This is a genomic window from Syntrophales bacterium (genome assembly GCA_035363115.1).
Lineage (GTDB): Bacteria > Desulfobacterota > Syntrophia > Syntrophales > PHBD01 > PHBD01.
Map to the genome: position 1 here is coordinate 1,100,415 of DAOSEM010000001.1, position 23,317 is coordinate 1,123,731.

The window sequence follows — 23,317 nt, forward strand, 5'->3', positions numbered from 1 at the left end:
TCTTATGAAAAAAGTATCCCGATGGGGATGGGAGGCGGCGATCGTGGCCGCGGCATGCCTGGGCCTCTTTGCCGGTGCGGCGGCGGCGGCGGATTTGAGGGGCATCCTCGAACCGAGCGAGGATATCGCGGTCAGCAGCCAGGTGCCCGGCATTATCGAGGAATTTGCGGTCGAGCGGGGGGACCGCATTACCAAGGGCCAGGTTCTCGTGCGGCTGAAGGCGGGGGTGGAGAAGGCCCAGGCGGAACTGGCGCAGCAGCGCTATGAGTTCGCGAAGCGGAAGCTCGAGCGGAACAAGGACCTCTACCAGAAGCAGCTCATCTCGATCCACGAGAAGGACGAGATGGAGACGGAACTCAGGATCATGGAGCTGCAGTACCAGGAGGCGACGGAGAAGTACAAGCTGCGCATCATCCTCAGCCCCGTCGACGGCGTCGTGGTGAAGCGGACCCTCAGTCCCGGCGAGTATGTCGGTGAGGGGGCCATCATGACCATCGCCCGCGTGGATCCGATCAACGTCGAGATCATCGCACCAGCCGGACTGTACGGATCGATCCGGAAGGGCATGTCGGCGGAGGTCCGGCCGGAGAAGCCCGCGGGCAGCGTCTACCGCGGCAAGGTGGTCGTCGTCGATCCCGTGATCGACGCCGCCAGCGGCACCTTCGGCATCCGCGTGGAGCTGCCCAATCCGAAGCATGCGATTCCGGCGGGGTTGAATTGTCGCGTCAGAATATACGGCCGCTGAGGCGACCCCGGAAAAAGCCCGGATGCTGCGTTGCGCGGCACCCCTCGTCGCTGCGGCGTACGGACAGAGTACGCCTCGCTCCTCGGGGCTTGCGCGCCTTGCCTGCGGGCTTTTTGCGGGGTCGTCCCGGCTGTCCTTGATGGATCGACTCACGGCTCGGGACTTCGGGCGCCTTGCATCCGACCATTTTTGAACAGCCCGAAGACGACGTGGAAAAAGCCCGGATGCCGCGTTGCGCGGCGCCCCCATGAGAAAATCATGATCACCCGCCTCATCTCCGGCGGCCAGACCGGTGCCGACCGGGCCGCCCTGGATTTCGCCATCCAGCGGGGCATTCCCCACGGGGGATGGGTTCCCCGTGGCAGGAAGACCGAGGCCGGGCCGCTTCCGGATCGGTATCGCCTGCAGGAAACGGCCTCGGGCGCCTACGCGGAGCGGACGGAAAAGAACGTCCTCCTGGCCGATGGAACCCTGATCATATCGAGGGGAAGCCTGAAAGGCGGCTCGCTCCTGACGAAGGAGCTGGCGGAGCGCCACGGCCGTTCCTGGATGCATGCCGACCTGGACCGCGGGTCCGTGGAGGAGGCCGCCGAGAGGATCCGGGGCTGGATCCGCGACCGGTCGATCGGCGTCCTGAACGTCGCCGGCCCCCGGGCCAGCCAGGACCCGGAGATCTACAAGGCGGTGCGAGGGGTCCTGGAGGCGGTCTTTGCCGGGTCCGGAAGGGCGGCAATGGGAGACGGGACATGAAGAGCGACGCTCAGGACATTTTCCGTGCAGCCCTCCGGGCGGTGGACCCGTTCGAGTGCGTCCGCCGTCATGCCGGCCGGGTCGAGGCCCGTCTCCGGGAGGAGCGCTGCGGGAGGCTGGCCGTCGTCGCCTTCGGGAAAGCCGCCTGCGCCATGACGCGGGGTCTCCTGGAAAGCCTGCCCGGCTGTGATGCCCCGGGAATCGTCGTCACGAAATACGGCCATGCCTCCGGCACCGTTCTGCCGGAGCGGATCGCCGTCTTCGAGGCGGGCCATCCCGTGCCGGATGAAAACGGGGTGTCGGCGACGGTCCGGGCCGTCGATCTCGCCCGCTCCGCCGGGGCGGACACCCTGGTTACCTGCCTCGTCTCCGGCGGCGGCTCGGCCCTCCTGGCTGCGCCTTGCGAAGGTGTCACCCTCGGGGAGAAACAGGAGATGACCCGGCTCCTGCTCGATGCCGGGGCGGACATCGTGGAGCTGAACACCGTGCGGAAGCACGTGTCCCGGGTGAAGGGGGGGCGCCTCGCGGAGGATGCCGCACCCGCCGGTGTGATGTCACTGATCCTCTCCGACGTGATCGGCGACCGGCTGGACTCCATCGCCTCCGGTCCGACGGCACCCGACGAAACCACCTACGGCGAAGCCCTTCGGGTCCTTGAGCGTTACCGTCTTGCCGGGCGGGTCCCCGGCAGTGTTCTCCGGACACTGGAGCGGGGGGCCCTGGGGGAGATCCCCGAGACGCCCAAGCCGGGATCGCCCCTCTTCGAACGGGTGGAAAACGTCATTGTCGGGAGCAACCGGCTGGCCCTGGAAGCCGCGCAGGAGAAGGCCCGGGAGATGGGCTACGAGGTGGTTGTCCTGACGTCGGAGCTGCGGGGCGAGGCCCGGGACGCGGCCCGCCTGCTGGCGGGGAAGGCCCGGGAGGCCCGCTCCGGAAGGACGGGCGGCGGCCGGCCCCTCTGCCTGATCTCCGGCGGGGAGACCACCGTGACGGTGAGGGGAAACGGAACCGGCGGGCGCAATACGGAGCTGGCCCTGGCCTTCGCCCTCGAAATCGAGGGGCTGGACGGGATCACGCTCCTCTCCGCCGGCACGGACGGAACGGACGGTCCCACCGACGCGGCCGGGGCCTTTGCGGACGGGAATACCGCCGTCGAGGCCCGCCGGGCCGGGCTCGATCCGGAGGCCTTCCTCGGGAACAACGACTCTTATCATTTTTTCAAAAAGGCCGGAGGGCTCCTGGTGACGGGGCCGACCGGCACCAACGTCATGGACATCCAGATCCTGCTTCTCCGTTAGGAAAGGAGGATGCCATGCAGTGCTTCGAAAACGGCGTCTTTGTCTCCTGCGAGGACGAAAACCGCGTCTTTTCCGTTCTTGTCGAGGACGGCGGCCGGATCCTCTTCACCGGCGACGAGGTCCCGGGGATGTACCGCGATGTACCGTCCCGGGTCGATCTCGGGGGAGCCTGCGCCGTTCCCGCCTTCGGGGACACGCACCTCCACTTCGCCTCCTACGCCCTGTTCCAGGCAACCCTGGACGTCCGCGACGCCCGGAACTTCTCCGAGCTGGGCGAGGCCGTCCGCGCCTACGGGGAGGCCAACCCGCGGGAAAAGGTCATCCTGGCCTTCGGCTCCTCCGCCCACACGGTGGAGGAGCGGCGGCTGCCGAACCGGCGCGATCTCGACACCGTCACCTCCCGGCCGCTCCTCATCGTGAAGTACGACGGCCACGCGGCCATGGCCAACTCAGCGCTCCTGGCGAAACTCCCCCCTGCCGTAGCCAGAAGGCCCGGCTTCGAGGGGGAGGACGGATGGCTCTTCCAGGAGGCCTTTTACGAGGGCGTGAACGCCATCACGAAGTCTGTCTCGCCGCTTCAGCTCTTCCGGAACCTCATCGGCGGGAACGACGCCCTCGCCGAAAAGGGGATCGGCTTCGCCCACACCTCCGAGGGCGTCGGGTTTCCCCTCGATCTCGACGTCGACCTGATGCGCCTTGCCGCCCGGGGGCTCCCCCTGGATTACACGGTCTTCTTCCAGACGCTGGAGGTCAAAAAGGCCCTCCGCCGGAAGCTGCCGCGCATCGGCGGCTGCTTCGCCACGGCCCTGGACGGCTGTTTCGGCTCCGAGGACGCGGCCCTCCGGGAGCCGTACTCGAACGGCACGGGCAATCGGGGCGTCCTGTTCTACGACCAGGACCGCGTTGATGCCTTCGTCAGGGAGGCGAACCGGGCGGGCCTCCAGGTGGCCCTCCACGCCATCGGCGACGCCGCCGTCGAGCAGGCCGTCCACGCCTTCGAGGCGGCCCTGGCGGACTTCCCGAGGACGGATCACCGCCACATCGTGATCCACGCGGACCTCATCCCGGAGCCCCTCCTGGACCGGGCCGCCCGGCTGGGACTCTGCCTCGCCGTCCAGCCCGCCTTCCTGGACTGGAAGCAGGAGCCCATGGAATACCTGGAGCGCATCCTGGGGGACCGGGCCGACAGCCTGATTCCCCTGAAGAGCATGCTCGACCGCGGCCTTACCGTGGCCGCCGGCTCCGACGCCCCCTGCACCCTGCCGGACCCCATGGCGGGCATCCACGCCGCCTGCAACCACCCGAACCCGGCGGAGCGCGTCTCTGTTCTCGACGCGCTCCGGATGCACACGAGCCGGGCCGCCCGGCTGTCCTTCGACGAGGAGAAGCGGGGGACCCTGACGGAGGGAAAGCTCGCCGACTTCGCTCTCCTCGGCGCGAACCTGCTGGAGACGCCGGCGGAGAGGCTCCGGGACATCGGGGTGACGGGCCTGTACCTGAGGGGGAAGCCCTTTGAAAGGAAGATCCGGGGCCCCCTGGATCTCCTCCTGGGGGCCCTCGGAGGGAAGGGCTGAGTCAGCGGGCGAAGCCGCCGTCGGGGATGTCCAGCATCGACAGGTCCTCGCTCCGGATCGCCTTCGCCGTGGCGCCGGCCTCCGGCAGGACGTGCTTGATGAAATAGCGGGCCGCCGCGATTTTCCCGGCATAGAAGGACGCTTCCGCGTCGCCGTCGATCCAGGCGGACCGTGCGGCCGGGTCCGATGCATTTACTCCCGCCGCCACGGCCAGCGCCGCCAGGCTCTTCTCCGCCACGCCGGCGCCCCAGAGCAGAAGCCACCCCAGGACCACCTTTCCCATCAGCATCAGGAACGGGTAGGCGTTGCCCACGGGGATCATGAACTTTCCCGCCCTGGCCGAGGAGGCGAAGAACATCGCAAGCTCCGCCAGCAGGTTCGCCGCCTCCTGGACGTCCGCCGCCAGGTCCCCAAGCGTTTCGTGGTTCCGGCATTCCCCGACAGTCTTCGACATCTCCCCGAGGAGGCTCATGAAATAGAGGCCCTTCTTCATGCCGAGCTTCCGCCCCACCAGGTCCAGCGCCTGGATGCCGTTGGTGCCCTCCCAGATGGAGGCGATCTTGAGGTCCCGCATGAACTGCTCGACGGGGTACTCGGAGCAGAACCCGTAGCCTCCGTAGACCTGGACCGCCGTCTCGGTGACCCGGAAGGCCGAGTCGGAGCAGTAGGCCTTGCAGATCGGCGTCAGGACCTCGATCATGCCCCGTCCGCTCTCCCGGGCCGCCTCGTCGGGGTCGGACCGGACCCGGTCGGCCAGGAGGGCCGTGAAGTAGACGAGCATGCGGATCCCCTCCACGTGGGCCTTCATCCACAGGAGCATGCGCCGCACGTCGGCGTGGCGGAGGATGGGGACCCGGGGGGCCTCGGGGTTTTTCATCTCCTCCAGGGCCGAGCCCTGTAGCCTCTCCCGGGCGTAGCGGACGGCATGGAGATAGGCGGCGGACGAGACTGCCAGGGACTGGAGGCCGACGCCGATGCGGGCCTCGTTCATGAGCTGGAACATGACCTTCATGCCCTGCCGCTCCTCGCCCAGGAGCTCCGCATAACAGTTCCCCTCGTCGCCGAAGGACAGGACGCAGGTGGCGCTTCCGTGGAGGCCCATCTTCTCCTCGATGGCGGTGACGGCGTAGTCGTTCCGCCGCCCCGGGGTGCCGTCGCCGTTCACCAGGAACTTGGGGACGAGGAAGATGGAGATGCCCCCCGTCCCGGGCGGGTCCCCCTCGATGCGGGCAAGCACCGGGTGGATGATGTTCTCCGTCAGGTCGTGGTCCCCGCTGGTGATGAACTGCTTGGTCCCCTGGATGCGGAACGTCCCGTCGGGCTGGCGGAAGGCCTTCGTCTTGATGTTGCCCACGTCGCTCCCCGCGTCGGCCTCGGTGAGGCACATGGTGCCGGCCCAGATTCCGGCGTACATCTTGTCCATGTAGCGCCGCTTCTGGTCGTCCGTTCCGTAGACCTCGATCAGGTGGGCCGCCCCCTGCGTGAGGTAGGGGTAGGAGAGGAAAGCGTCGTTGTGGACGAACCACTCCTTGGCGGCCACCTCCATGACCAGCGGAAAGCCCTGGCCGCCCGCCTCGGGGGAGGCGATCATGCTGATCCAGCCCCCGTCCCGGTAGAGCTCATAGCAGCGGCGGAATCCCGGCGGCACGGACACGCTTCCGTTCTCCAGGCGGCACCCCACCCGGTCACCCTCGCGGAGCGTCGGGAAGAGGACCTCCGTGCCGTACTTCTCCGCCTCCTTCAGGGCCATGTCGAAGAGGTCCCGGGAGAAGGCGCCGTAGCGCTCCGTCCGGAACAGGGAATCGATGCCCAGCATCTCGTAGAGCACGAACCGCTGGTCCCGCTCGTCGACGATCACACCCGACATATCCTCATTCTCCTTTCGTGATGCAGGAATGAACTGCCCGTTCGTTTTGTCCGTTCATGCCAGGTAGCCCTTCACGGGCAGCAGGGCCTGGCGCCGGAGGACCTCCCGGGTTGCCGCCAGGACGTCTCCGGGGATGCGCTCCCTCGCGTGCAGCATCGGGCCACGCCCGAGGTCCGCCGCGGGACCGAAGGCCAGGAAATGGTCCATGGCCTTGTTGGCGTTGGTGAAGGCGTTGCCCCACGGAAGCGGCCGGACGAGGGTGAAGACCTCGTTGATCGTGTCCGTCAGGCGCCGGGAAAGCATCACGGCGGTCCGCTCGTCATCCGTTTCCATTCCTTTGACCACCTCGCTCAATTCGCGTGCGAAGCAGTTGGCCGTGCTGAGGAGGAAGCCGTCATAGGGACCGCCGGCTTCCCGGAGCCACCGGGCGTAGTCCCCCTCGGCGCCCCGGACGAGGAAAACCCCACCCTTGTCGACGGCGGAGGCAGCGATCCGGTCCGCGCCGCTGGAGTCCTTGAAGAAGACGAGGCGGGGATATTTTGCCGCGAGGCGGGCGAAGGTCTCCGGCGCGGTCTCGCTTTCCGTTACCTGGGGAAGCTGGTACAGGGCCGTCGGGAGGCCGAGGTCGAGGACCGCCGTGAGGCCCGCCTCGATCTCCGCCTGTGTGAGGGAATTGCCGGCGGGAGGGCAGACGGTGAAGCCGGCAATGCCGCGGTCCGCCCAGCCGCGGATTGTTTTCTCTTCTCCGGCTTTCCCGGCCGGCCGGCCCGTGATCTTCAGCAGACCCGACAGGGTGCGCAGCACGTCCTCCGTTTTCCCGCGCAGCACGCCGATGAGGAGGCGGGAGCCGCGCCGGCGGGCCTGGGACAGGGCGAACTCCGTCACCCGGAGCGTCTCCTCCTCGTCCAGTTCCCAGCCGTCTCCCGTCGAGCCGGGGATCAGGTACCCCCCGATCCAGGGAGAGATTGCGTCCAGGTGGGCCTCCATGCGGCCGAAGTCGATGGAGCCGTCCGGGCCGTAGTGGGTGAGAAGGGGGCACCACAGGCGGGGGATCCCCCCGGGAAACAGGCCCCGCATCCAGGCCTGCCGAGTTTCCGGAACGGTCTTCATCGGTTGTCCTCCAGTTCAGAATGGGTGATTGCCTGTGACACCCCGGCCGCGCCCCCGCGTCTGGCGAGCCGTTCGAGGCGCGGGGGCTGTCACGGGGGCTCCCGCCGTCGCGGAAGCGTTTCCAGGTGTTACCGCTGTTGAACCGGAGCCCCGGAGATGGAAACGCTTCCTGATTGCTCCTCTGGGACCCCCCGGCCGCGCCCCCGCGGATGGTGGGCCGTTCGTGGCGCGGGGGGATGTCACGGGGCTACTCGTACTCCTTCGGCACGGCGCAGATCATGACGAGCGGCGCGTCCGGGGCGGTGTTCCTGTAGCGGTGCTTCTCCCCGGGGAGAACGAGGACGAAGTCTCCCTTCTTCACGGGCCGTTCCTCGCCGCTCTCCAGGACGACGGCCCCTTCCCCCTCGATGAAGTAGTTCATGTGCTCGAAGGGGTGGGTGTGGTAGGGCGTGTGCCCGCCGGGCAGGATGGTGAAGACCCGGAACGAGAACACCGGAACTCCGTCGGCCTTTCCCAGGGGAACCTGCTTCCAGACGTCCTTGACCCCCTCCATCGCCATGGGGTTCTTCTCCAGCTGGTCGAGACGGGTAATTTTCATGGCCTTCCTCCTGTCATACCGGATGATGTTGACATGGTGCGGCGCCGGATCATTCGCCGGCGACGGCCCGATCGGCCTGGCCGGTTCCTCCGGCCGGGGGTTCCGGGCCGCCCTTCTTCTTTCGCAGAAACTGGGAGAGAAACGCCAGCGCAAAGAGGGCGATGCCGGTCAGGTCGGTTATCCAGCCGGGCTTGATCAGGAGGAGTGCCGCCGCCATCAGGGCGACCGTTTCGGGCCAGGTCGCCCGGATGAGCAGGCACCGCTGCACCGAGGCGGCCAGGCAGACGATTCCGAAGGCCGCCGTGCAGACGGCCAGGAAGATGCCCGGCCAGTGGCCGATCATCAGGAGCTCCGGGGCGTAGACGAACATGAAGGGGATGATGAAACCGGCGATGCCGAGCTGGAAGGCCGCCAGCCCCGTCTTCCAGGGGTCCGACCGGGCGATTCCCGCGCCCGCGTAGGCCGCCAGGGCGACCGGCGGTGTGATGTCGGCCCTCGTGCCGAAGTAGAGGATGAACAGGTGGGCGGCGATGGCCAGGACACCCATGTCGACGAGAGCCGGGGCTACCAGCGACGTGATGATGATGTACTGGGCCGTCGTCGGCACGCCCATGCCCAGGAACAGGCAGGCGATCATCGTGAAGGGCAGGGCAAGGAACAGGTAGCCCTGGGAGGCGTCGATGACGAGGGACGAGAACTTCAGGCCCAGTCCCGTCATGGTGATGCTGCCGATGATGATGCCCGCCGCGGCGCAGGCGGCGGCGACCTGGACGGAGCCCACGGCCCCGTCGCGCAGGGCCTCCAGGATTCCGACCCCGAAGGCCTTCAGGGATTCCTTCCGGACGACGGCCATGAGAAACGAGGTCAGGACCGTCACGGCGATGGCCCAGAAGACTGCCCGCTCGGGGGAGTAGTCTTCCATGAGGAAGTAGATGAGGGCGCCGATGGAAAACAGGTGATGCCAGCCCCGTGCGAAGGCGCCGCGGATGCCGGGGAGCTCCGATTTGTCCAGGCCCTTGAGGCCGAGGGAGACGGCCCGGAAGTGGACCTGCATGAACGTGGCGAAGAAGGCCAGCGCGGCGGGGATGAAGGCGGCGACGCAGACCTTGAAGTAGGGGATCGCCAGGAACTCGGCCATGATGAAGGCCGCCGCGCCCATGACGGGCGGCATGATCTGGCCCATCGTGGAGGCCGAGGCCTCGACGCCCGCGGCGAAGTGGGCGGGATAGCCCGTCCGCTTCATCAGGGGGATCGTGAAGGAACCCGTGGTCACCGTGTTGGCCACGGAGCTTCCCGAGATCATCCCGAAAAACGTGGACGAAATGACCGCCGCCTTGGCGGGTCCTCCCCTCGTCCTCCCCGTGAGGGCGAAGGCGACGTCCGTGAAGAACTCCCCCGCCCCTGTCTTGCGCAGCAGGGTCCCGTAGAGGATGAAGAGGAGGATGAAGTTGGCAGACACCCCGACGGGCACGCCGAAAATGCCGTCCGTGGACAGGGCGAGATAGGTCGAGAGGCGCTTGATGCTGTATCCCTTGTGGGAGATGAAATCGGGCAGCCAGGGCCCCAACAGGGCATAAAGGAGGAAGAACACGGCGATCAGCGTGACGGCCAGTCCCGTGGACCGCCGCGCGGCCTCCAGGACGATCAGGACCATCAGGCTCCCCATGACCACGTCCAGGGTCTCGTAGGTACCGGCCCGGTTCATGATCGGCGTCGAGTAGAGGAAGATCCAGATGCAGATGGCCGCCGAGGCGATCAGGAAGACCCCGTCGAGGATCGACATGCGGTTCCAGGGAGAGCGCTTCTTCGAGAGGGGGTACAGGGCGAACACCAGGACCGACATGAAGAACCAGTGGAGAACCCGGTGGTCCAGGGCGAAGAAGGGGTGGGCGTAGGCGTAAAAGAGGTGGTAGAGGCTGGCCGCGACGGCAAAAACGGAGAGCAGCATCTTCGCGGCACCCCGGTACGTGCGCACCCGCTCGAATTTCTCGAGGATCTCCTGGCCGCGCTGTTTTTCTTCCTCGAATTCCCGCTGGAGGGTCTTTTCGATTTCCGGCATGCGATCTCACGCCCCACGTCGGACGATCCGGATCCGGATCAGGCTTCCTCCCGGCGCGATCTCCGCCAGGACGATCCTGCCGCCGCCCGCCCGAATCTCCTGGCGGGAGACGCGGCCGACCCGGAGCAGAAGCTCCCGGAAAGGCCGGTTCACCGTCACACGTGTCCGGTCTCCCCGGAAGGAAATTTTGGCCTGCGGGTGCGATTCCAGCCCCGCGCCGTACCATTCGTACTCCTCCTCCACAAGGACAAAGCCCCCGTCGTCCCCGACCCGGAAAAGGTCCAGGACGGGCGTCCCGTCGGAAGAGTGGATGTACTCAAGGCGAAAGACGTCACCCGGCCTGACGGGGATTTCCCGGAGCAGGCCGCCGTCCGGGTGGCGAAGGATCTGGAGGAAAAGGGAATCCGCACCCTCCGCCGCCCGGAAGACGGACAGCAGCAGGACCGCCGCCAGAAGCCATGTCGTCGTCCGCTTCATCGGTGGAAAAGGCCCGGCCGGATGGACACCGGCCGGGCGGGATATCCCTATTTCAGCGCCTTGACTTCCCGGAAGTAGCGGATCGCGCCCGGATGCAGCGGGATCGGGCTGTTGACGGCGTTGGCCGGCGTCAGCTGCGCGGCAACCGGATGGATGTTGACGAGGGCGAATTTGCCTGTCTTGACGTTGCTGAAGATGGCCTTGGTGACCTTGTACGCCACGTCGTCGGACATCTTCCTGTTCGCCACGAGGACGTTGGAGTCGCCGAGGCAGAGGATTTCCTTGTCCTGTCCGGGATAGGTCTTCGCCGGGATGGGGATCTTGATGTAATAGGGGTATTTCTTGACGATCTTGTCCGCCATGGGCCGCTCGATGGGGATCAGGACGATGTCCCGGGAGGAGGCCAGGTCCAGGACCGCGGCGCCGGGGTAGGCGAAGTTGAAGAACACGGCGTCCACGACGCCGTCCTTCAGGGCCTGGACGGATTCGTTCTGCGAGAGGTTGGCGATGGTGATGTCCTTGTTGAGCCTGAAACCGTACTCTTCGAGGATGGCCTTCGCCATGTTGGCGCAGCCGCTGCCGGGGACGTCGATGGAGACCTTCTTCCCCTTCAGGTCCTTGATGGATCGGATTCCCGACTGCTTCGTCGTCACGATGTGCTCCGGTGCCGGGTACATCTGGAAGAGGGCCACGAGTGGGTATTTCTGCTTGAAGGGATCCTTGCCGAGGGTGGCGTTGTAGGCGATGCTGCCCATCACCATGCCCATGTCGGACTCGCCGCCACCGACGAGACGGGTGTTCTCGACGGAGGCTCCCGTGGATTCCGAGGCACAGCGGAACCCCTCCACGGTCTTTTCGATGATGACGGCCATGCCGCCGCCGAGGGGATAGTAAGCGCCGCCGGGGCTTCCCGACGAGAGGGTAAGGAAGGTTTTCTTCTGTGCCAGGGCTTCACCGCCGGGGACCAGCGCCAGGACCAGCATGAAGGCCGCGATGCAAAGGAAAGCTCTCTTCATGATTCCACCTCCGTCGTTTTGGTCCACCTTCAATATCGTTCGTATTCCAATATGTCGAGACTTTTTCGGGCGGGCTCAGATGTACTGCTGCATGATCCTGGTCAGGTCCCGGTCCATCGCGCCGTTGCCCTGGTCCGAGTAGGAGTCGATGATCCCTCCGAGGTGGTTGTAGGTGTACGCATCGGAAAGGTCGCCGAGCCGGCGGTAGATCCCCTTGCGCCGGCCGAGGCGGTAAATGAGCCGGTCCCGGTCGGGAAGGGCGAAGAACCGGTCGATCGTTGCCAGGAGCTTCGGCTTGTCCTCCGGCAGCTTTCCCTCCAGCTCCTCCAGGAGGTTGAGGATGTGGTCGCTCACCACGGTGGAGGTGATACCGTCGAGCGTCTCGATGAAGAGCCGGATCTCCTTGAGGATCTCCTCGTCCGGGAGAGGGCGGAATTCCCCGTTCTGGCGCATGGTGTACAGATCCGTTCCCGGGACGACCTGGAGGGTCCGGAGGCGGATGAAGTCGGGGTTGATGGCGTTGAGCACCTTCGCCGTCTCGACGGCGTGTTCGTTGGACCAGCGGTCGCCCCCGAGACCGGGGATGACGTATTCCGAGAGCGAGATTCCCGCGGCCACGACGTTCCTGCCGCCCTGGATGTGGTCGGCGGCGGTGGCGCCCTTCTTGATGAACTCCAGGACCGGATCGTACCCGCTCTCCAGCCCGATGTGAATCCGGGAGAGGCCCGCCTCCTTCAGCCGCGTGAGATCCTCCACGCTCTTGCGGGCCGCCGTCTTGGACCGGCAGTAGGAGGTGATCCGCTTGACCCAGGGGAACTGTTCCCGGATGAAATTCAGTACGTCAACGAGGTCGTCGGTCTTCATGATGATGGAGTTGGCGTCCTGCAGGAAGACCGACTCGCCGCCGAAGTAGAGCCAGGCGACGACGGAGCGGATGCCCTCGGAGCCGTCCTCGTCGGACTCGAAGAAGTAGTTCGCCAGCGACTGGGTGATCCGGCCGCCATGACCGTATTTCCAGGAGGTCTCGGTGATCCGGTCGACCATGGACCGGATCGTCCGGATGTCGCGCTTGATCTCGTCCACGGACCGGAGCTCGAATTTCGTGCCCCGGTAGGTGTGGCAGAAGGCGCACTTGTTCCAGGGACAGTTGCGGGTCAGCCGGATGAGAAGGCTCTTTGCCTCGCTGGGAGGCCGGATGGGGCCCAGTTCAAAGGTTCCGTTCATGAGGGAAAACTCCGCGGGATTATTTTTCGGTAATATGGGTGCTCAATTGAGGAAAAGCAAGGGATTGCAGGCCTTGTTCTTCACGCGCACTTCGAAGTGAAGCGCGCCGGAGCCGCTCCGGTGGTCCCGCCCCACCGAGCCGATCCGGGACCCTGCCCGGACCCTGTCGTCGGCATTCACCTGGCGGCTTCCCAGGTTTGTGTAGACCGTGGCATACGCGTCGTCATGCCGGAGGATGATGGTCTCTCCGTAGTCCTTCAGGGGGGCCGAGAAGATGACGGTCCCCTCCTCGGCGGAAAGAACGGCCGCTCCTTCCCGGGCGGTGATCCGGATGCCGTTGGAATACATGCCGTTCGGCTGGGGACCGAAGCGCGTGATCACCTTGCCCTTTACCGGCCACAGGAGCTTCTTGCGCTTCGGCTTTTCCGTCTTCTGCTCCGCGTCATCGGTCCGGGCCGGTGCCGCGGCCGTCTCTTTTCCGTTGCCGCCGGGTGCGGCCGGTGCCTGCGTTTTGCTGCGTGGTGGATCTTCTTTTGGCCGGACGGCTGTCTCGCGGGCCCGGTCGGCCTTCTCCTCCGCCCGGGCCCGGGACGCCTTCAGGGCATCGGCGGCCCGCTTCTTCTCCTCTGCCGCGGCCTGCTCCGCCTTCTCGCGGTCCGCCTCCGAGACATAGACCCGCCCCTCGGCGATGGTGATCCGCCCCGCCGGGGCTCCCGTTTCCTCCCCGCGGACCGGGGCCTTCGCCGCGGCCTTTGCCGGTGCGGCAGCCGGGCCGGTGCCCGGCTTTTCTTTCGGCTCTTTTCCCGTTTGCTCCCGAACTTTGGTCGCGGCGGCCTTTCCCGGGGCGGGCTCCGGTTTTACGGTCTTCCCGGTGCTCCGCTTCGGTCCGGTCCGCTCTTTTCCCTGGGCGGGCTGCTTGTCCCGGGCCGTCCGGGGTCGGGTGTCCTCGATGATTTTTTTGGCCCCCGGGATGAAGAGCGCCCGGTCGGCCTCCAGGTGATCTTTCCGGGACATGCCGTTGGCCTCGCGGATCGCATCGGCGTTGATGCCGTAGGCCCTGGCGATTCCGGACAGGGTCTCGCCCTTCTTGACCAGGTGGTAAACGCCTTTAGCAGGGCGGGTCCGGGGAGCGGCGTCCGCCGGGCCGGGTAGGATGATCGCAAACAGGAAAAACGGCAGGATTGCCAGCGCGGCCAGGATGCGGCACAGAGCCGTTCCGGGGAGCCGGCGGGATGACGTTCCGGCGGCGGTTTCGTCAGAATGCCTGCCAGCCGTGGTCTCCGATGAGGTCCACAAATCGGCATCCCCCCAGGTTTTCCTTTTTCAGGTCGTTCGGGTCCTCGGAAAGGCGGGTGTACTTCATGAGCGTCTGGGTGAATCGTCCCCCCACGGGAACGACGAGCCGCCCCCCCACGGCCAGCTGGGCGGTCAGGGGTTCCGGCAGCGCGGGCGCGCCGGCCGTGACGATGATCCCGTCGAAGGGGGCCTCGTCGCGCCAGCCGTAGGTGCCGTCGGCCACCCGGATGGCGACATTGAAGAGATTCAAGCCCTCCAGGAGCCGCCGGGCCTTTGTCGCCAGGGCGGGGATCCGCTCGATGGAAAAGACATGGTCCGCCAGCATCGCCAGGATCGCCGCCTGGTAACCCGATCCCGTTCCGATCTCGAGCACCTTTTCCTTCCCCGTCAGCTCCAAGGCCTCCGTCATGAGCGCCACGATATAGGGCTGGGAGATGGTCTGGTGCTCATCGATGGGGAGGGGACTGTCGTTGTAGGCCTGGCTGATGATGGCCTCGTCGACGAAGAGATGGCGCGGGACCGTCTCCATGGCCTTCATGAGGCGCCGGTCCTCGATGCCCCGGGCCCGGATCTGCGTTTCCACCATCTTCAGTCGCTGTTTCCGGTAGAGATCCGTCATCGGTCGACCAGGCGCCGCTTCTTCGGCGGAATGCGGTAGAATTCCTCGATCCGCTGGTGCCGGCGGAGGCCCAGGGCCTCGCGGGTGACGATGAGGTAGTACTTGCGGATCTCCGCGTATTCGCGGGCCGAATTGAACTGCTCGATCTTTTCGTTGATGTCGGAGACCAGTTTCCGGTGTCGCCGGTGTGCAGGACCGCCTTCCGCGGGATCGTTTTCCGGGGCTTTGAGCAGGGCCATCTCCTCCCCGATGGCCGTGTCGATGACCTTCAGGCTTTCGAGGGCCTCGGCCAGGCGGTCGCTGGCCCGCGTGAGAACGGCGATCCGCTCTCTCAGGAGCTCTTCCTGCAGGATGTCCTGGGCGGTCTTTTTTGTCGAGATCATGAGGCGGTCCGTTTCGGAATTCTCCCCCCGGGGTAACAGTTTTCCACTATCATGCCGGACGCTTCAATTCAACCCCAAAGCCCATTCCGCCAAGGCCCGCGGCAAGTTCCCCTTTACACCCCCCCGGGTTTTCGCTACAACGTCCGGGCTGAAGAAATCCCTCCGAAAGGTTTGTTGCCATGACTGTTTTGCACCCTTTTCCCCTGTCCGCCGCCGTCCGCGAGGCCTACCGCTCCGGCCGCGAGGACGAGACCCTTCCGCCTGTTGTCCTGTGCGACGCCGGGGGACGCCCCCTGGGCCGCTTCCGGAAGGGCGATTCCGTGATCTTCTACAACATCCGCGGCGAGCGGGAGGGGGAGCTGACGGAGAGCCTGATTCGAAACGATTTTCCGCATTTCCCGGTGGAGAACGGCCTGGATCTCAAGTTTGCCACGATGATCTCCTACGGGAAGGACCTGGACGTCCGGGTGGCCTTTCCCTCCGAGGAGGCGGTCACGGATACCCTGGGCGACGTCCTCTCGCGGAACGGCATCCCCCAGGTCCGGATTACCGAGGCGGAAAAGGCCGTCCATGTCGGGTTCTTCCTCAGTGGGAAGCGGACGGGGCTTCTCCCCGGGGAGGAGCGGATCGTCGTTCCCACCCGGAAGGACGTGGCCCTCTTCGACGAGGCGCCGGAAATGTCCGTCGCGGGCATCACGGAGGCGGTCCTGGAGAAGCTTCGCGATCCGTCGTCCCGCTTCGTCTTTGCGAACCTCCCCAACGTGGACGTGGTGGGCCACATCGAGAACGAGGGGGCCGTCATGAAGGCCGTCGAGGCGGTGGACCGGGCGGCCGGTGTCCTGACCGACGCGGCCCTCCGGGCGGGCTGGACCGTCATTGTCACCGCCGACCACGGGTCCGCCGAGAAGTGGCTGTATCCCGACGGCGCCGTGGACACGGGCCACACCGACAGCCCCGTGCCGTTCCTGCTCCTGGGACCGGCGGGACCGGTTCCCCTCCGCCCCAGGGGCACCCTGATCGACGCGGCGCCGACGATCCTGGACCTGCTGGGCCTCCCGGCGCCCGCCGCCATGACGGGCCGGAGCCTCCTGGCGAGCGAAGGGGAGAAGCCCCGGGCCGAACGGCTCCTCGTGCTGCTCCTGGACGGCTGGGGCTTGAATCCCGGGCGGGAAGGGAACCTCATCGCGAAGGCGGATACGCCCGCCATGGACAGACTCCTGGCGGCGGGGGCGCACGCGGCGCTAGAGGCGGCCGGGGAGGCCGTGGGGCTCCCGGCGGGAACCGTGGGGAACTCCGAGGCGGGGCACCTGCACCTCGGCGCCGGGCGGGTGATCTACTCCGACCGCGTCCGGATCGACCGGGCCATCGCCGACGGGTCGTTTGCCCGGAACGAGGCCTTCCGCTGGGCCGCCGAGGGGGCAAAACGGGACGGGAAGGCCCTTCACCTGATGGGGATCGTCTCGTTCTTCAGCTCCCACGGGTCCCTGAACCACCTGTACGCCCTGATGGACCTGGCCAAGGACACGGGGCCCGGGGAGGTCTATATCCACGCCATGCTCGGCCGGCGGGGGGAGCAGCCGGAGAGCGGGGCCCGGTACATCGAGCAGGTGGAGCGGCGGGCCGCGGAGTCCGGCTGCAGCAGGGTCGTTTCCGTCATCGGCCGCTACTGGTCCATGGACCGGGAGGAGAACTGGGACCGCATCGAGAAGACCTACCGGATGCTCGTCCATGGGGAAGGGCAGCCGATCCGGGTTGAAACGGGTTCGTAAGGCCGGGCTTTCCACCGGAGGGGTCGGTGCAGCGCCGCCCGCCGCGGCAGGGGCGGGGGGAAACCGTCCGGAACCGGACGGGAGGGGAAGACATGGAAGCGGTGGTCAACAAGACCAGGCTGGCCCTGGTGGAGGGGGACATCACCCGGGAGGAGACGGACGCCATCGCCAACGCGGCCAATGAGGGGCTCCGGGGCGGAGGCGGCGTGGACGGCGCCATCCATCGGGCCGGGGGACCGGCCATCATGGCGGAGTGCCGGAAGATCGGCTTCTGCCCCACGGGGCAGGCCGTCGTCACCACCGGCGGGAACCTGAAGGCGAAGTACGTGATCCACACGGTGGGGCCCGTGTACCGGGGCGGGACGAGGGGCGAGGAGAGGCTGCTGGCGAGCTGCTACATCGAGTGCCTGAAGCAGGCAGTCGCCCGGGGGCTGAAGAGCATCGCCTTCCCGTCGATCAGCACGGGGGTCTACGGGTATCCCATGGACGAGGCCGCCCGCGTGTCCCTCAAAGCCGTAATCGATTTCCTGAAGGAGAACGAGACCCTGGAGACGGTGCGCTTCGTCCTGTTCGGAAAGGCGGCGCTGGAGGCGTACGAGCGGGAACTGCGGAAGCTGTTATAGAAACCGGTCAGGCTTCCGTCTTCCGGGTGACGTCGGCCTTGATCGCGTTCACCGCGTCCATCAGGGCGGCGAAGACGTTTTCCCGGAAGTCGCCCGCCACGACGACGTACATGACGTCCTCGCCCACGCGCAGGGTCCCCTCCCGGATCTCCGCCAGGACCTCCACGATGCCGGGGCGGGCCTTGATCCCGGCGATGATGGCGGCGAGGCGCTCCCGGTCGGCCCGGACGGTCACCTGCGAAACGGGGCGGCCGTCCCGGGAGGTGGCCCGGACGACGCCGTTGTGGCAGAGGATCATCCCCGCCTCGGAAAAGCGGGGATGGGACTTGACAGATTCGATCATGTCCATCAGATTCATTGCGAAACCTCGATGTTGTCCTGGTTGTTGAAACGCCCCTGAACGGGCGTCCTTTCATCCGTTTTTCAGCAGGACCGCCATGCGCCGCAAAGGAACCCCGAGACTGGAGCCCCTCGGGCTGATCATCCGGAAGGTGGCAAAGCGCGAGGGAGTCCCCCTCCAGGCGGCGGACCTGCGTCTCCTGTCCTTCTGGGACCGGTCGGTGGGACCCCAGGTGGCCGCCCAGACCTATCCCGAGGACATCCGCCGCGGCATCCTCCAGGTGCGGGTCTCCTCCTCCGTGTGGATGCACCAGCTCCAGTTCCTGAAGGAGGACATCCTGCGGAAGCTCCGGGACGTCATGGGAAGCGAGGAGGTCAAGGGGCTTCGCTTTTCCATCGGCGAGATCCCCCGGTCGGCGGCGGCGCCGAAACGGGAGGCTCCGCCCCGGGAGATCCTCGGAACCTCGCTCCTGAAGGCCAGGGACCGTCGGCTCATCGACGAGAGCCTGGCGGTCGTGGCGGACCCGGAGCTTCGGGAGCTCCTGAAGCGGGTCATGACGAAGGACCTGCTTCGCCGGCGGATCCGGGAACAGCGGCGAGGCCGTCCATGATCCGCTCCATCTCCCCGGAGTAGTGTCGCCCGTCCCCGTAAAGGAACAGCGGCGGCATCACGTCCAATTCTTCTCCCCCCCCACGGGTCCCCTCGACGAGGAGAAACTCGCCCTCCGAACCGGAGCGGGAGTGGACCATCCGGAGGCGCTTCGGCTCGATGCCGCGGGCCTTCATGCCCGCGATCATCGCGGCGGCCCTCCTCGCGGGATAGATCGCGCACATGCGGCCGCCCTCCCGAAGGAGTTTTGCCGCCGCGTCGAGAAAGTCCTCCAGGCTCCCGGCGATCTCGTGGCGCGCCATGGCCTTCTCGGGGTTCGGATTGACCCGGCCGGAGCGGGGTTTCCGGTAGGGCGGGTTGAATACCACCAGGTCGAAGGAGGATGCTGCCAGGATCGGGACCGCCCGGCGGACGTCGCCCGTCCGGACCCGGATACGGTCGGCCAGGCCGTTGAGCGCTGCCGACCGGCGCGCCCGGTCGACCATCTCCGGCTGCAACTCCAGGGCCTCCACGAAGGGGCGTTCCGGGCGGGTGGCCAGGATCAGGGCGAGGATGCCGCTCCCCGTCCCCAGGTCCGCCGCCGTCTCGTCCGGCCGGAGACACACGAACGAGGCCAGGAGCAGGGCGTCCACGGAGAACCGGTAGCCCCGCTTCGCCTGGATGACCCGGAGGCGCCCGCCGCAGATGGGGTCCAGGGTCTCGTCTTCCTTCAGGGATACCGCGTGTTCCATGGGTGCCGGCGAAACCGGACGGCGTCGTCCCGGGTCGTCATTCCAGGAAATGGACGAAGAGGCCGCTCCGGAGCTTTGGCTCGAACCAGGTCGATTTCGGGGGCATGACCCGCCCGGTGTCGGCCACTGCCATCATCTGGTCGAGACTCGTGGGAAACAGCGTGAAGGCCACGGCAGAGCGGCCCGAATCGACCAGCCTCTCCAGCTCCCCGGGGCCTCGGATGCCGCCGACGAAGTCGATGCGGTCGTCCGTCCGGGGGTCGCCGATGCCGAGAATCGGACCCAGGAGGCGGTCCTGGAGGATCGAGACGTCCAGCGAGGCGACGGGGTCGTCCGTGTCTTCCGGTCCGGGAAGGTACGTCAGGCCGTACCAGCGCCCGCGCAGGTACATGCCGAAGTCGCCCGCCCGGCCCGGTCTTTTCTCCGGGATGCCGGGGGTGACGCGGAAACGGCGGGACACCTCCCGGAGGAAGGACTCGTCGTCCATCCCGTTCAGGTCCCGGACGGCCCGGTTGTAGTCCATGATGCGGATCTCGTCGTGGGAGAACAGGACGGCAAGGAAGAAGTTCCAGGGCTCATCCCCTTTCCAGGCCCCCGGGTCGGCCTCTCTCCGAGCCCGGGCGACCGCGTCGGCGGCCGCCGCCCGGTGATGGCCGTCGGCGATGTAGAGCGCGTCCACGGTCGAGAAAGCCTGCCGGATGGCCGCTTCCACGGCGGGATCGTCCACGGTCCAGACGGTGTGCCCGACGCCGTCGTCGGCGGTGAAGTCGACCGCCGGAGGCCCGCCGCTCACCTTCCGCAGGGCGTCCCGAAGATCCTCCCGGCTCCGGTAGGCGACGAAGACGGGTCCCGTCTGGGCGTTCAGCCGGTCGACGTGCCGGGTCCGCTCCCGCTCCTTGTCCTCCCGGGTGAACTCGTGCCTGCGGATGGTTCCGGACTCGTATTCCTTTGTGCTCAGGACGGCCACGAGGCCCGTCTGGCTGTGGCCGCCCATGGTCTGGCGGTACAGGTAGAAATGCGGGATTTCGTCCCGCACGAGGGTTTCCTCCCGGAGCAGCCGGTCCAGGTTCTCCCGGCCGCGGGCGAACACGGCGGCGGCGTCGGAGGGAACGTCCGCGGGGAGATCGACTTCCGACTTCTCGACGCGGAGAAAGCTCTGCGGGTTGTCCGCGGCCAGGCGGGCGGCCTCGTCGCGGCTGACGACATCGTACGGGGGGGCCGCCACCTGCCGGGCACAGTCCCAGCGGGGATGAACGGCGGTGAAGGGTTCTACGGTTACCATGGTTGACAGATCCTTCTTGTGAAAATGACTTGGGACTGGCAGAATCCGAATCCTTCATAACACAGCCGGAAAAACCTGAACAGGAGGAAGTTTCCATGTCCCAGCCGATACGTGTCTTCATCCACGGTCTCGAAAGCACCAGCCAGGGCACGAAGGGGGTCTGGTTCCGGGAGCGCTATCCCGGCATGATCATCGGGGATTACCGGGGGAGCCTGGCGGAGCGGATGGAGGTGCTCCGGGAGAGGCTGGAGGGCAGGGAAAACCTGATCCTGGTGGGCTCCAGCTACGGCGGCCTCATGGCGGCCCTGTTTGCCTGCGCCTCCCCGGAGCGGGTACGGCGGCTCGTTCTCCTGGCGCCGGCCCTTCATCTGGACGAGTTTGCGCCCTGCCTGGACCGCCGCATCGGCATGCCCGTCTCCCTCTATCACGGCTCTTTCGACGATGTTGTGCCCCCGGGGCCCGTCCGCGAGATCGCCGGCCGGGTGTTTTCCGATCTGACGTATCACCTCTTGGAGGACGACCATAGCATCCACCGGAACTTTCCCCTCCTCCCCTGGGACCTTCTCCTGGAGGTCCGCTGAGGAGGGGAAAGCCGGGATTCCCGTTGACACGGATCCGGATTCATATTACCTTTCAGCCAGTTCCCACGCTCAGAGCCACCCGCTCTGAGGCATCCGGTCCCCATTTCGGGGCACAGCCGTTCACCCATTGCCGTTACCGTCGGGAGGTCCATCATGAGTGCTGAACAGGAGGGGCGTAGCCGGTCGGAGTTTCCGCTGGCCGACTGGATCAAGCAGTCCCAGGAACTCTGGACGAGCTGGATGCAGGTGGCGTCCCAGGCCCGGGGAGTCCCGGATCCGGAGGAGCGGCAGCCGGGAAAGGCGGAAGCGGGAGCGGGCCGGGGGCGCATGCAGGAGAACTGGGAGACGGCCTTCCGGATGTGGAAGGCTCTCTCGAGCGCCACCAGCGATCCGACCACCGCCGATGCCGCCGTCAAGGGGCTTGGAACCCTGCCCGATTTTTACATGAAGCTGGCGCAGGCCGGCTGGCTGGCCGTCATGAAGGCCCAGGAGCGGATGGTCGAGAAGGCCGGCAAGATCGGGCAGAAGACCGAAGCCTACCAGTTTGAAGCCATCGACCAGAACCTGATCAACGCCTGGAAAGAAATATACGAGGAGGAGGTGCGGCAGTTTTACAAGATTCCCCAGTTGGGCCTGACCCGCTACTACCAGGAGCGGTTCAACGAGTGCCTGGACCAGATGAACCTCTTCCAGGCGGCCCTGTCGGAATTCCTTTACGTCCTCTCCGTGCCGGTGGAGAAAACCACCAAGGTCTTCCAGGAGAAGCTGGAGACGCTCCAGAGCGAAGGGAAGATTCCCGAGAAGTCCCGGGACTACTATCAACTCTGGCTCCGGATCCTCGAGGGACACTACATGACGCTGTTCCAGTCTCCCGAGTACCTGGAGGCCCTGCGCAACGTGCTCGGCCAGCTGGATTCCTTCATCGCATCGAAGAACCTGGTCCTGCAGGACGTGCTCCAGTTCCTGCCGGTGCCCACGAACAAGGAGATGGATGAACTGATCAAGGACCTGCATGTCTTCAAGCGGCGCGTCCGGGAACTGGAACGAAGGGTGAAGGCCCTCGAAAAAGGATCCGCCCCCGCCGCCGGATAGGAGGGAACGATGGAACAGCCGAAGATCTCCCTGGACCTGATCCTGACCAGCCTGGCGGAAGACGCCGAAAAGGCGCAGGAGCGCGTGACCAAGGCCTCGGAAGTCCTCCTGAGCCCGCTCTATACCGACCTGGCCACAACGCCCTACGACGTGGTCTGGCAGGAGGACCGGGTCAAGCTCAAGCATTACCGGACGGACATCGAGAAGTCCCTGAAGACACCGCTCCTGGTGGTGTATGCCCTCATCAACCGGGAGACCATGCTGGACCTTCAGCCCGACCGGAGCGTCGTCCGGACCTTCATGAACAACGGGCTGGATCTCTACATGCTGGACTGGGGCTACGCGACGCGCAAGGACCGGTATCTGACCATCGACGATCACGTGAACGGCTACATCGACGGGGCCGTGGACTTCATCCGGGAGCGGACCGGCGTGGAGAAGATCAACCTCATGGGGATCTGCATGGGCGGTACGTTCTGCGTCATCTACTCGGCCCAGCATCCCGAAAAGATCCGGAACCTCGTCACCACCGTGACCCCCTCCAGCTTCGACACCACGAAGGGGCTGCTGCACAGCTGGATGCGGGCCATCGACGTGGACCGGCTGGTGGACACGTTCGCAAACCTGCCGGGCGACATCATGAACCTGGGATTCCTGCTCCTCAACCCGGCCCGGTTGATGATCGACAAGTACATCGGCTTCTTCGAGAACATGGACAACAAGGCCTTCGTGGAGAATTTCGTCCGGATGGAGAAGTGGATCTTCGACAGCCCCGACGTCCCCGGGGAGACCTTCCGGCAGTTCGTCAAGGATCTCTATCACGGGAATCTCCTCATCCAGAGCAAAATGATGGTGGGCGGTAAGCGGGTGGACCTGAAGCGGATCACCATGCCGCTCCTCAACTTCTACGGCCGGTACGACCACCTGGTTCCCCCGGAGGCCTGTGAGCAGCTGACGAAGGCGGTGGGAAGCAAGGACACGGAGGACATCTGCCTGGACACGGGGCACATCGGGATCTACGTCAGCTCCAAGACCCAGCGGGAGTTCGCCCCGAAGATCATCCGGTGGCTCAAGGAGAGGGACGGTGCTCCCGCGGCGGCTAAAAAATCCGCAAAGCGAGCGGGCGTGCTGGTCGTGAAGGCCTCGCCGGCGGCGAAGGCAACAAAGGGGAAGGGGAAATCCAGTACGAAACCGGCGAAGCCGCCAGCCCGGGGCGGCCGTGCACCGGCGGACCGGATGACGGGCCGCGAATCCATGGAAGCGAGGTAGAGACG

Annotated in this window: 23 protein-coding genes; 10 read left to right on the forward strand and 13 right to left on the reverse strand. The window is 66.3% G+C overall.

The features are described from left to right. The first annotated feature begins 4 nt into the window (after window positions 1-4). From PLO63_04625 to PLO63_04640, 4 genes are all read left to right on the forward strand, one after another. Window positions 5-745 carry an efflux RND transporter periplasmic adaptor subunit gene (locus PLO63_04625; GenBank protein HOI73413.1) on the forward strand — a complete coding sequence of 247 codons (741 nt, stop codon included), beginning with the start codon at window positions 5-7 and terminating at the stop codon, window positions 743-745. A gap of 258 nt (window positions 746-1,003) precedes the next feature. Next, window positions 1,004-1,495 carry a putative molybdenum carrier protein gene (locus PLO63_04630; GenBank protein HOI73414.1) on the forward strand — a complete coding sequence of 164 codons (492 nt, stop codon included), beginning with the start codon at window positions 1,004-1,006 and terminating at the stop codon, window positions 1,493-1,495. Beyond that, window positions 1,492-2,793 (forward strand): glycerate kinase, encoded by a 1,302-nt coding sequence (locus tag PLO63_04635; GenBank protein ID HOI73415.1) that lies wholly within the window; start codon window positions 1,492-1,494, stop codon window positions 2,791-2,793. The genes PLO63_04630 and PLO63_04635 overlap by 4 nt, the downstream gene beginning before the upstream one ends. Window positions 2,794-2,807: 14 nt before the next feature. Further along, complete coding sequence (locus tag PLO63_04640) at window positions 2,808-4,367, forward strand: amidohydrolase (GenBank protein HOI73416.1); 1,560 nt, start codon at window positions 2,808-2,810, stop codon at window positions 4,365-4,367. Between the two features lies 1 nt (window position 4,368). Here PLO63_04640 and PLO63_04645 read toward each other — a convergent pair whose 3' ends face one another. From PLO63_04645 to PLO63_04690, 10 genes are all read right to left on the reverse strand, one after another. Continuing rightward, window positions 4,369-6,234: an acyl-CoA dehydrogenase gene (locus tag PLO63_04645; GenBank protein ID HOI73417.1), complete on the reverse strand. Its 1,866-nt coding sequence runs from the start codon at window positions 6,232-6,234 to the stop codon at window positions 4,369-4,371. Window positions 6,235-6,288: 54 nt separating this feature from the next. Next, complete coding sequence (locus tag PLO63_04650) at window positions 6,289-7,344, reverse strand: dihydrodipicolinate synthase family protein (protein ID HOI73418.1); 1,056 nt, start codon at window positions 7,342-7,344, stop codon at window positions 6,289-6,291. 247 nt (window positions 7,345-7,591) lie between these two features. Then, a complete protein-coding gene (locus tag PLO63_04655) occupies window positions 7,592-7,942 on the reverse strand; it encodes a cupin domain-containing protein (protein ID HOI73419.1) in 351 nt (116 codons plus the stop codon). A gap of 49 nt (window positions 7,943-7,991) precedes the next feature. Further along, entirely contained in the window at window positions 7,992-10,001 is a 2,010-nt protein-coding gene (locus tag PLO63_04660) for a TRAP transporter permease (protein ID HOI73420.1), read from the reverse strand. A 6-nt stretch (window positions 10,002-10,007) separates the two neighbouring features. Beyond that, entirely contained in the window at window positions 10,008-10,478 is a 471-nt protein-coding gene (locus tag PLO63_04665; protein ID HOI73421.1) for a DUF1850 domain-containing protein, read from the reverse strand. 47 nt (window positions 10,479-10,525) lie between these two features. Continuing rightward, on the reverse strand, window positions 10,526-11,494 hold the full coding sequence (locus PLO63_04670) for a TAXI family TRAP transporter solute-binding subunit (protein HOI73422.1): 969 nt from the start codon (window positions 11,492-11,494) through the stop codon (window positions 10,526-10,528). Window positions 11,495-11,569: 75 nt separating this feature from the next. Further along, complete coding sequence (locus PLO63_04675; GenBank protein ID HOI73423.1) at window positions 11,570-12,718, reverse strand: radical SAM protein; 1,149 nt, start codon at window positions 12,716-12,718, stop codon at window positions 11,570-11,572. 42 nt (window positions 12,719-12,760) lie between these two features. After that, a complete protein-coding gene (locus PLO63_04680; protein ID HOI73424.1) occupies window positions 12,761-14,014 on the reverse strand; it encodes a peptidoglycan DD-metalloendopeptidase family protein in 1,254 nt (417 codons plus the stop codon). Next, window positions 13,974-14,633 carry a protein-L-isoaspartate(D-aspartate) O-methyltransferase gene (locus tag PLO63_04685; protein HOI73425.1) on the reverse strand — a complete coding sequence of 220 codons (660 nt, stop codon included), beginning with the start codon at window positions 14,631-14,633 and terminating at the stop codon, window positions 13,974-13,976. The genes PLO63_04680 and PLO63_04685 overlap by 41 nt, the downstream gene beginning before the upstream one ends. Continuing rightward, complete coding sequence (locus PLO63_04690) at window positions 14,630-15,016, reverse strand: hypothetical protein (protein HOI73426.1); 387 nt, start codon at window positions 15,014-15,016, stop codon at window positions 14,630-14,632. The genes PLO63_04685 and PLO63_04690 overlap by 4 nt, the downstream gene beginning before the upstream one ends. 179 nt (window positions 15,017-15,195) lie before the next feature. On the opposite strand from PLO63_04690, the gene PLO63_04695 reads away from it, so the two are divergent. After that, window positions 15,196-16,785: an alkaline phosphatase family protein gene (locus PLO63_04695; GenBank protein ID HOI73427.1), complete on the forward strand. Its 1,590-nt coding sequence runs from the start codon at window positions 15,196-15,198 to the stop codon at window positions 16,783-16,785. A gap of 92 nt (window positions 16,786-16,877) precedes the next feature. Then, entirely contained in the window at window positions 16,878-17,408 is a 531-nt protein-coding gene (locus tag PLO63_04700) for an O-acetyl-ADP-ribose deacetylase (GenBank protein HOI73428.1), read from the forward strand. 7 nt (window positions 17,409-17,415) lie between these two features. Here the strand turns inward: PLO63_04700 and PLO63_04705 are convergent, their stop codons facing one another. Continuing rightward, a complete protein-coding gene (locus PLO63_04705; protein HOI73429.1) occupies window positions 17,416-17,766 on the reverse strand; it encodes a molybdenum cofactor biosynthesis protein MoaE in 351 nt (116 codons plus the stop codon). Window positions 17,767-17,845: 79 nt separating this feature from the next. Here PLO63_04705 and PLO63_04710 point away from each other — a divergent pair, with 79 nt between their 5' ends. Then, window positions 17,846-18,358 carry a DUF721 domain-containing protein gene (locus PLO63_04710; protein HOI73430.1) on the forward strand — a complete coding sequence of 171 codons (513 nt, stop codon included), beginning with the start codon at window positions 17,846-17,848 and terminating at the stop codon, window positions 18,356-18,358. On the opposite strand, the gene PLO63_04715 is transcribed toward PLO63_04710, so the two are convergent. Continuing rightward, complete coding sequence (locus PLO63_04715) at window positions 18,300-19,088, reverse strand: tRNA1(Val) (adenine(37)-N6)-methyltransferase (protein HOI73431.1); 789 nt, start codon at window positions 19,086-19,088, stop codon at window positions 18,300-18,302. The two genes, PLO63_04710 and PLO63_04715, sit on opposite strands and share 59 nt — an antisense overlap. A 37-nt stretch (window positions 19,089-19,125) precedes the next feature. Then, window positions 19,126-20,370, reverse strand: coding sequence for a DUF1015 family protein (locus PLO63_04720; GenBank protein ID HOI73432.1), 1,245 nt, complete (start codon window positions 20,368-20,370; stop codon window positions 19,126-19,128). Window positions 20,371-20,465: 95 nt separating this feature from the next. On the opposite strand from PLO63_04720, the gene PLO63_04725 reads away from it, so the two are divergent. The 3 genes from PLO63_04725 to phaC all read left to right on the forward strand — a co-directional run bounded on the left by PLO63_04725 (window position 20,466) and on the right by phaC (window position 23,312). After that, complete coding sequence (locus tag PLO63_04725) at window positions 20,466-20,951, forward strand: alpha/beta fold hydrolase (GenBank protein HOI73433.1); 486 nt, start codon at window positions 20,466-20,468, stop codon at window positions 20,949-20,951. A gap of 153 nt (window positions 20,952-21,104) precedes the next feature. Further along, a complete protein-coding gene (locus PLO63_04730; GenBank protein HOI73434.1) occupies window positions 21,105-22,043 on the forward strand; it encodes a poly(R)-hydroxyalkanoic acid synthase subunit PhaE in 939 nt (312 codons plus the stop codon). A gap of 9 nt (window positions 22,044-22,052) precedes the next feature. Further along, the gene (gene phaC, locus PLO63_04735; protein HOI73435.1) at window positions 22,053-23,312 is read left to right on the forward strand and encodes a class III poly(R)-hydroxyalkanoic acid synthase subunit PhaC; all 1,260 of its coding nucleotides are present in this window, start codon (window positions 22,053-22,055) and stop codon (window positions 23,310-23,312) included. Window positions 23,313-23,317 lie beyond the last annotated feature (5 nt).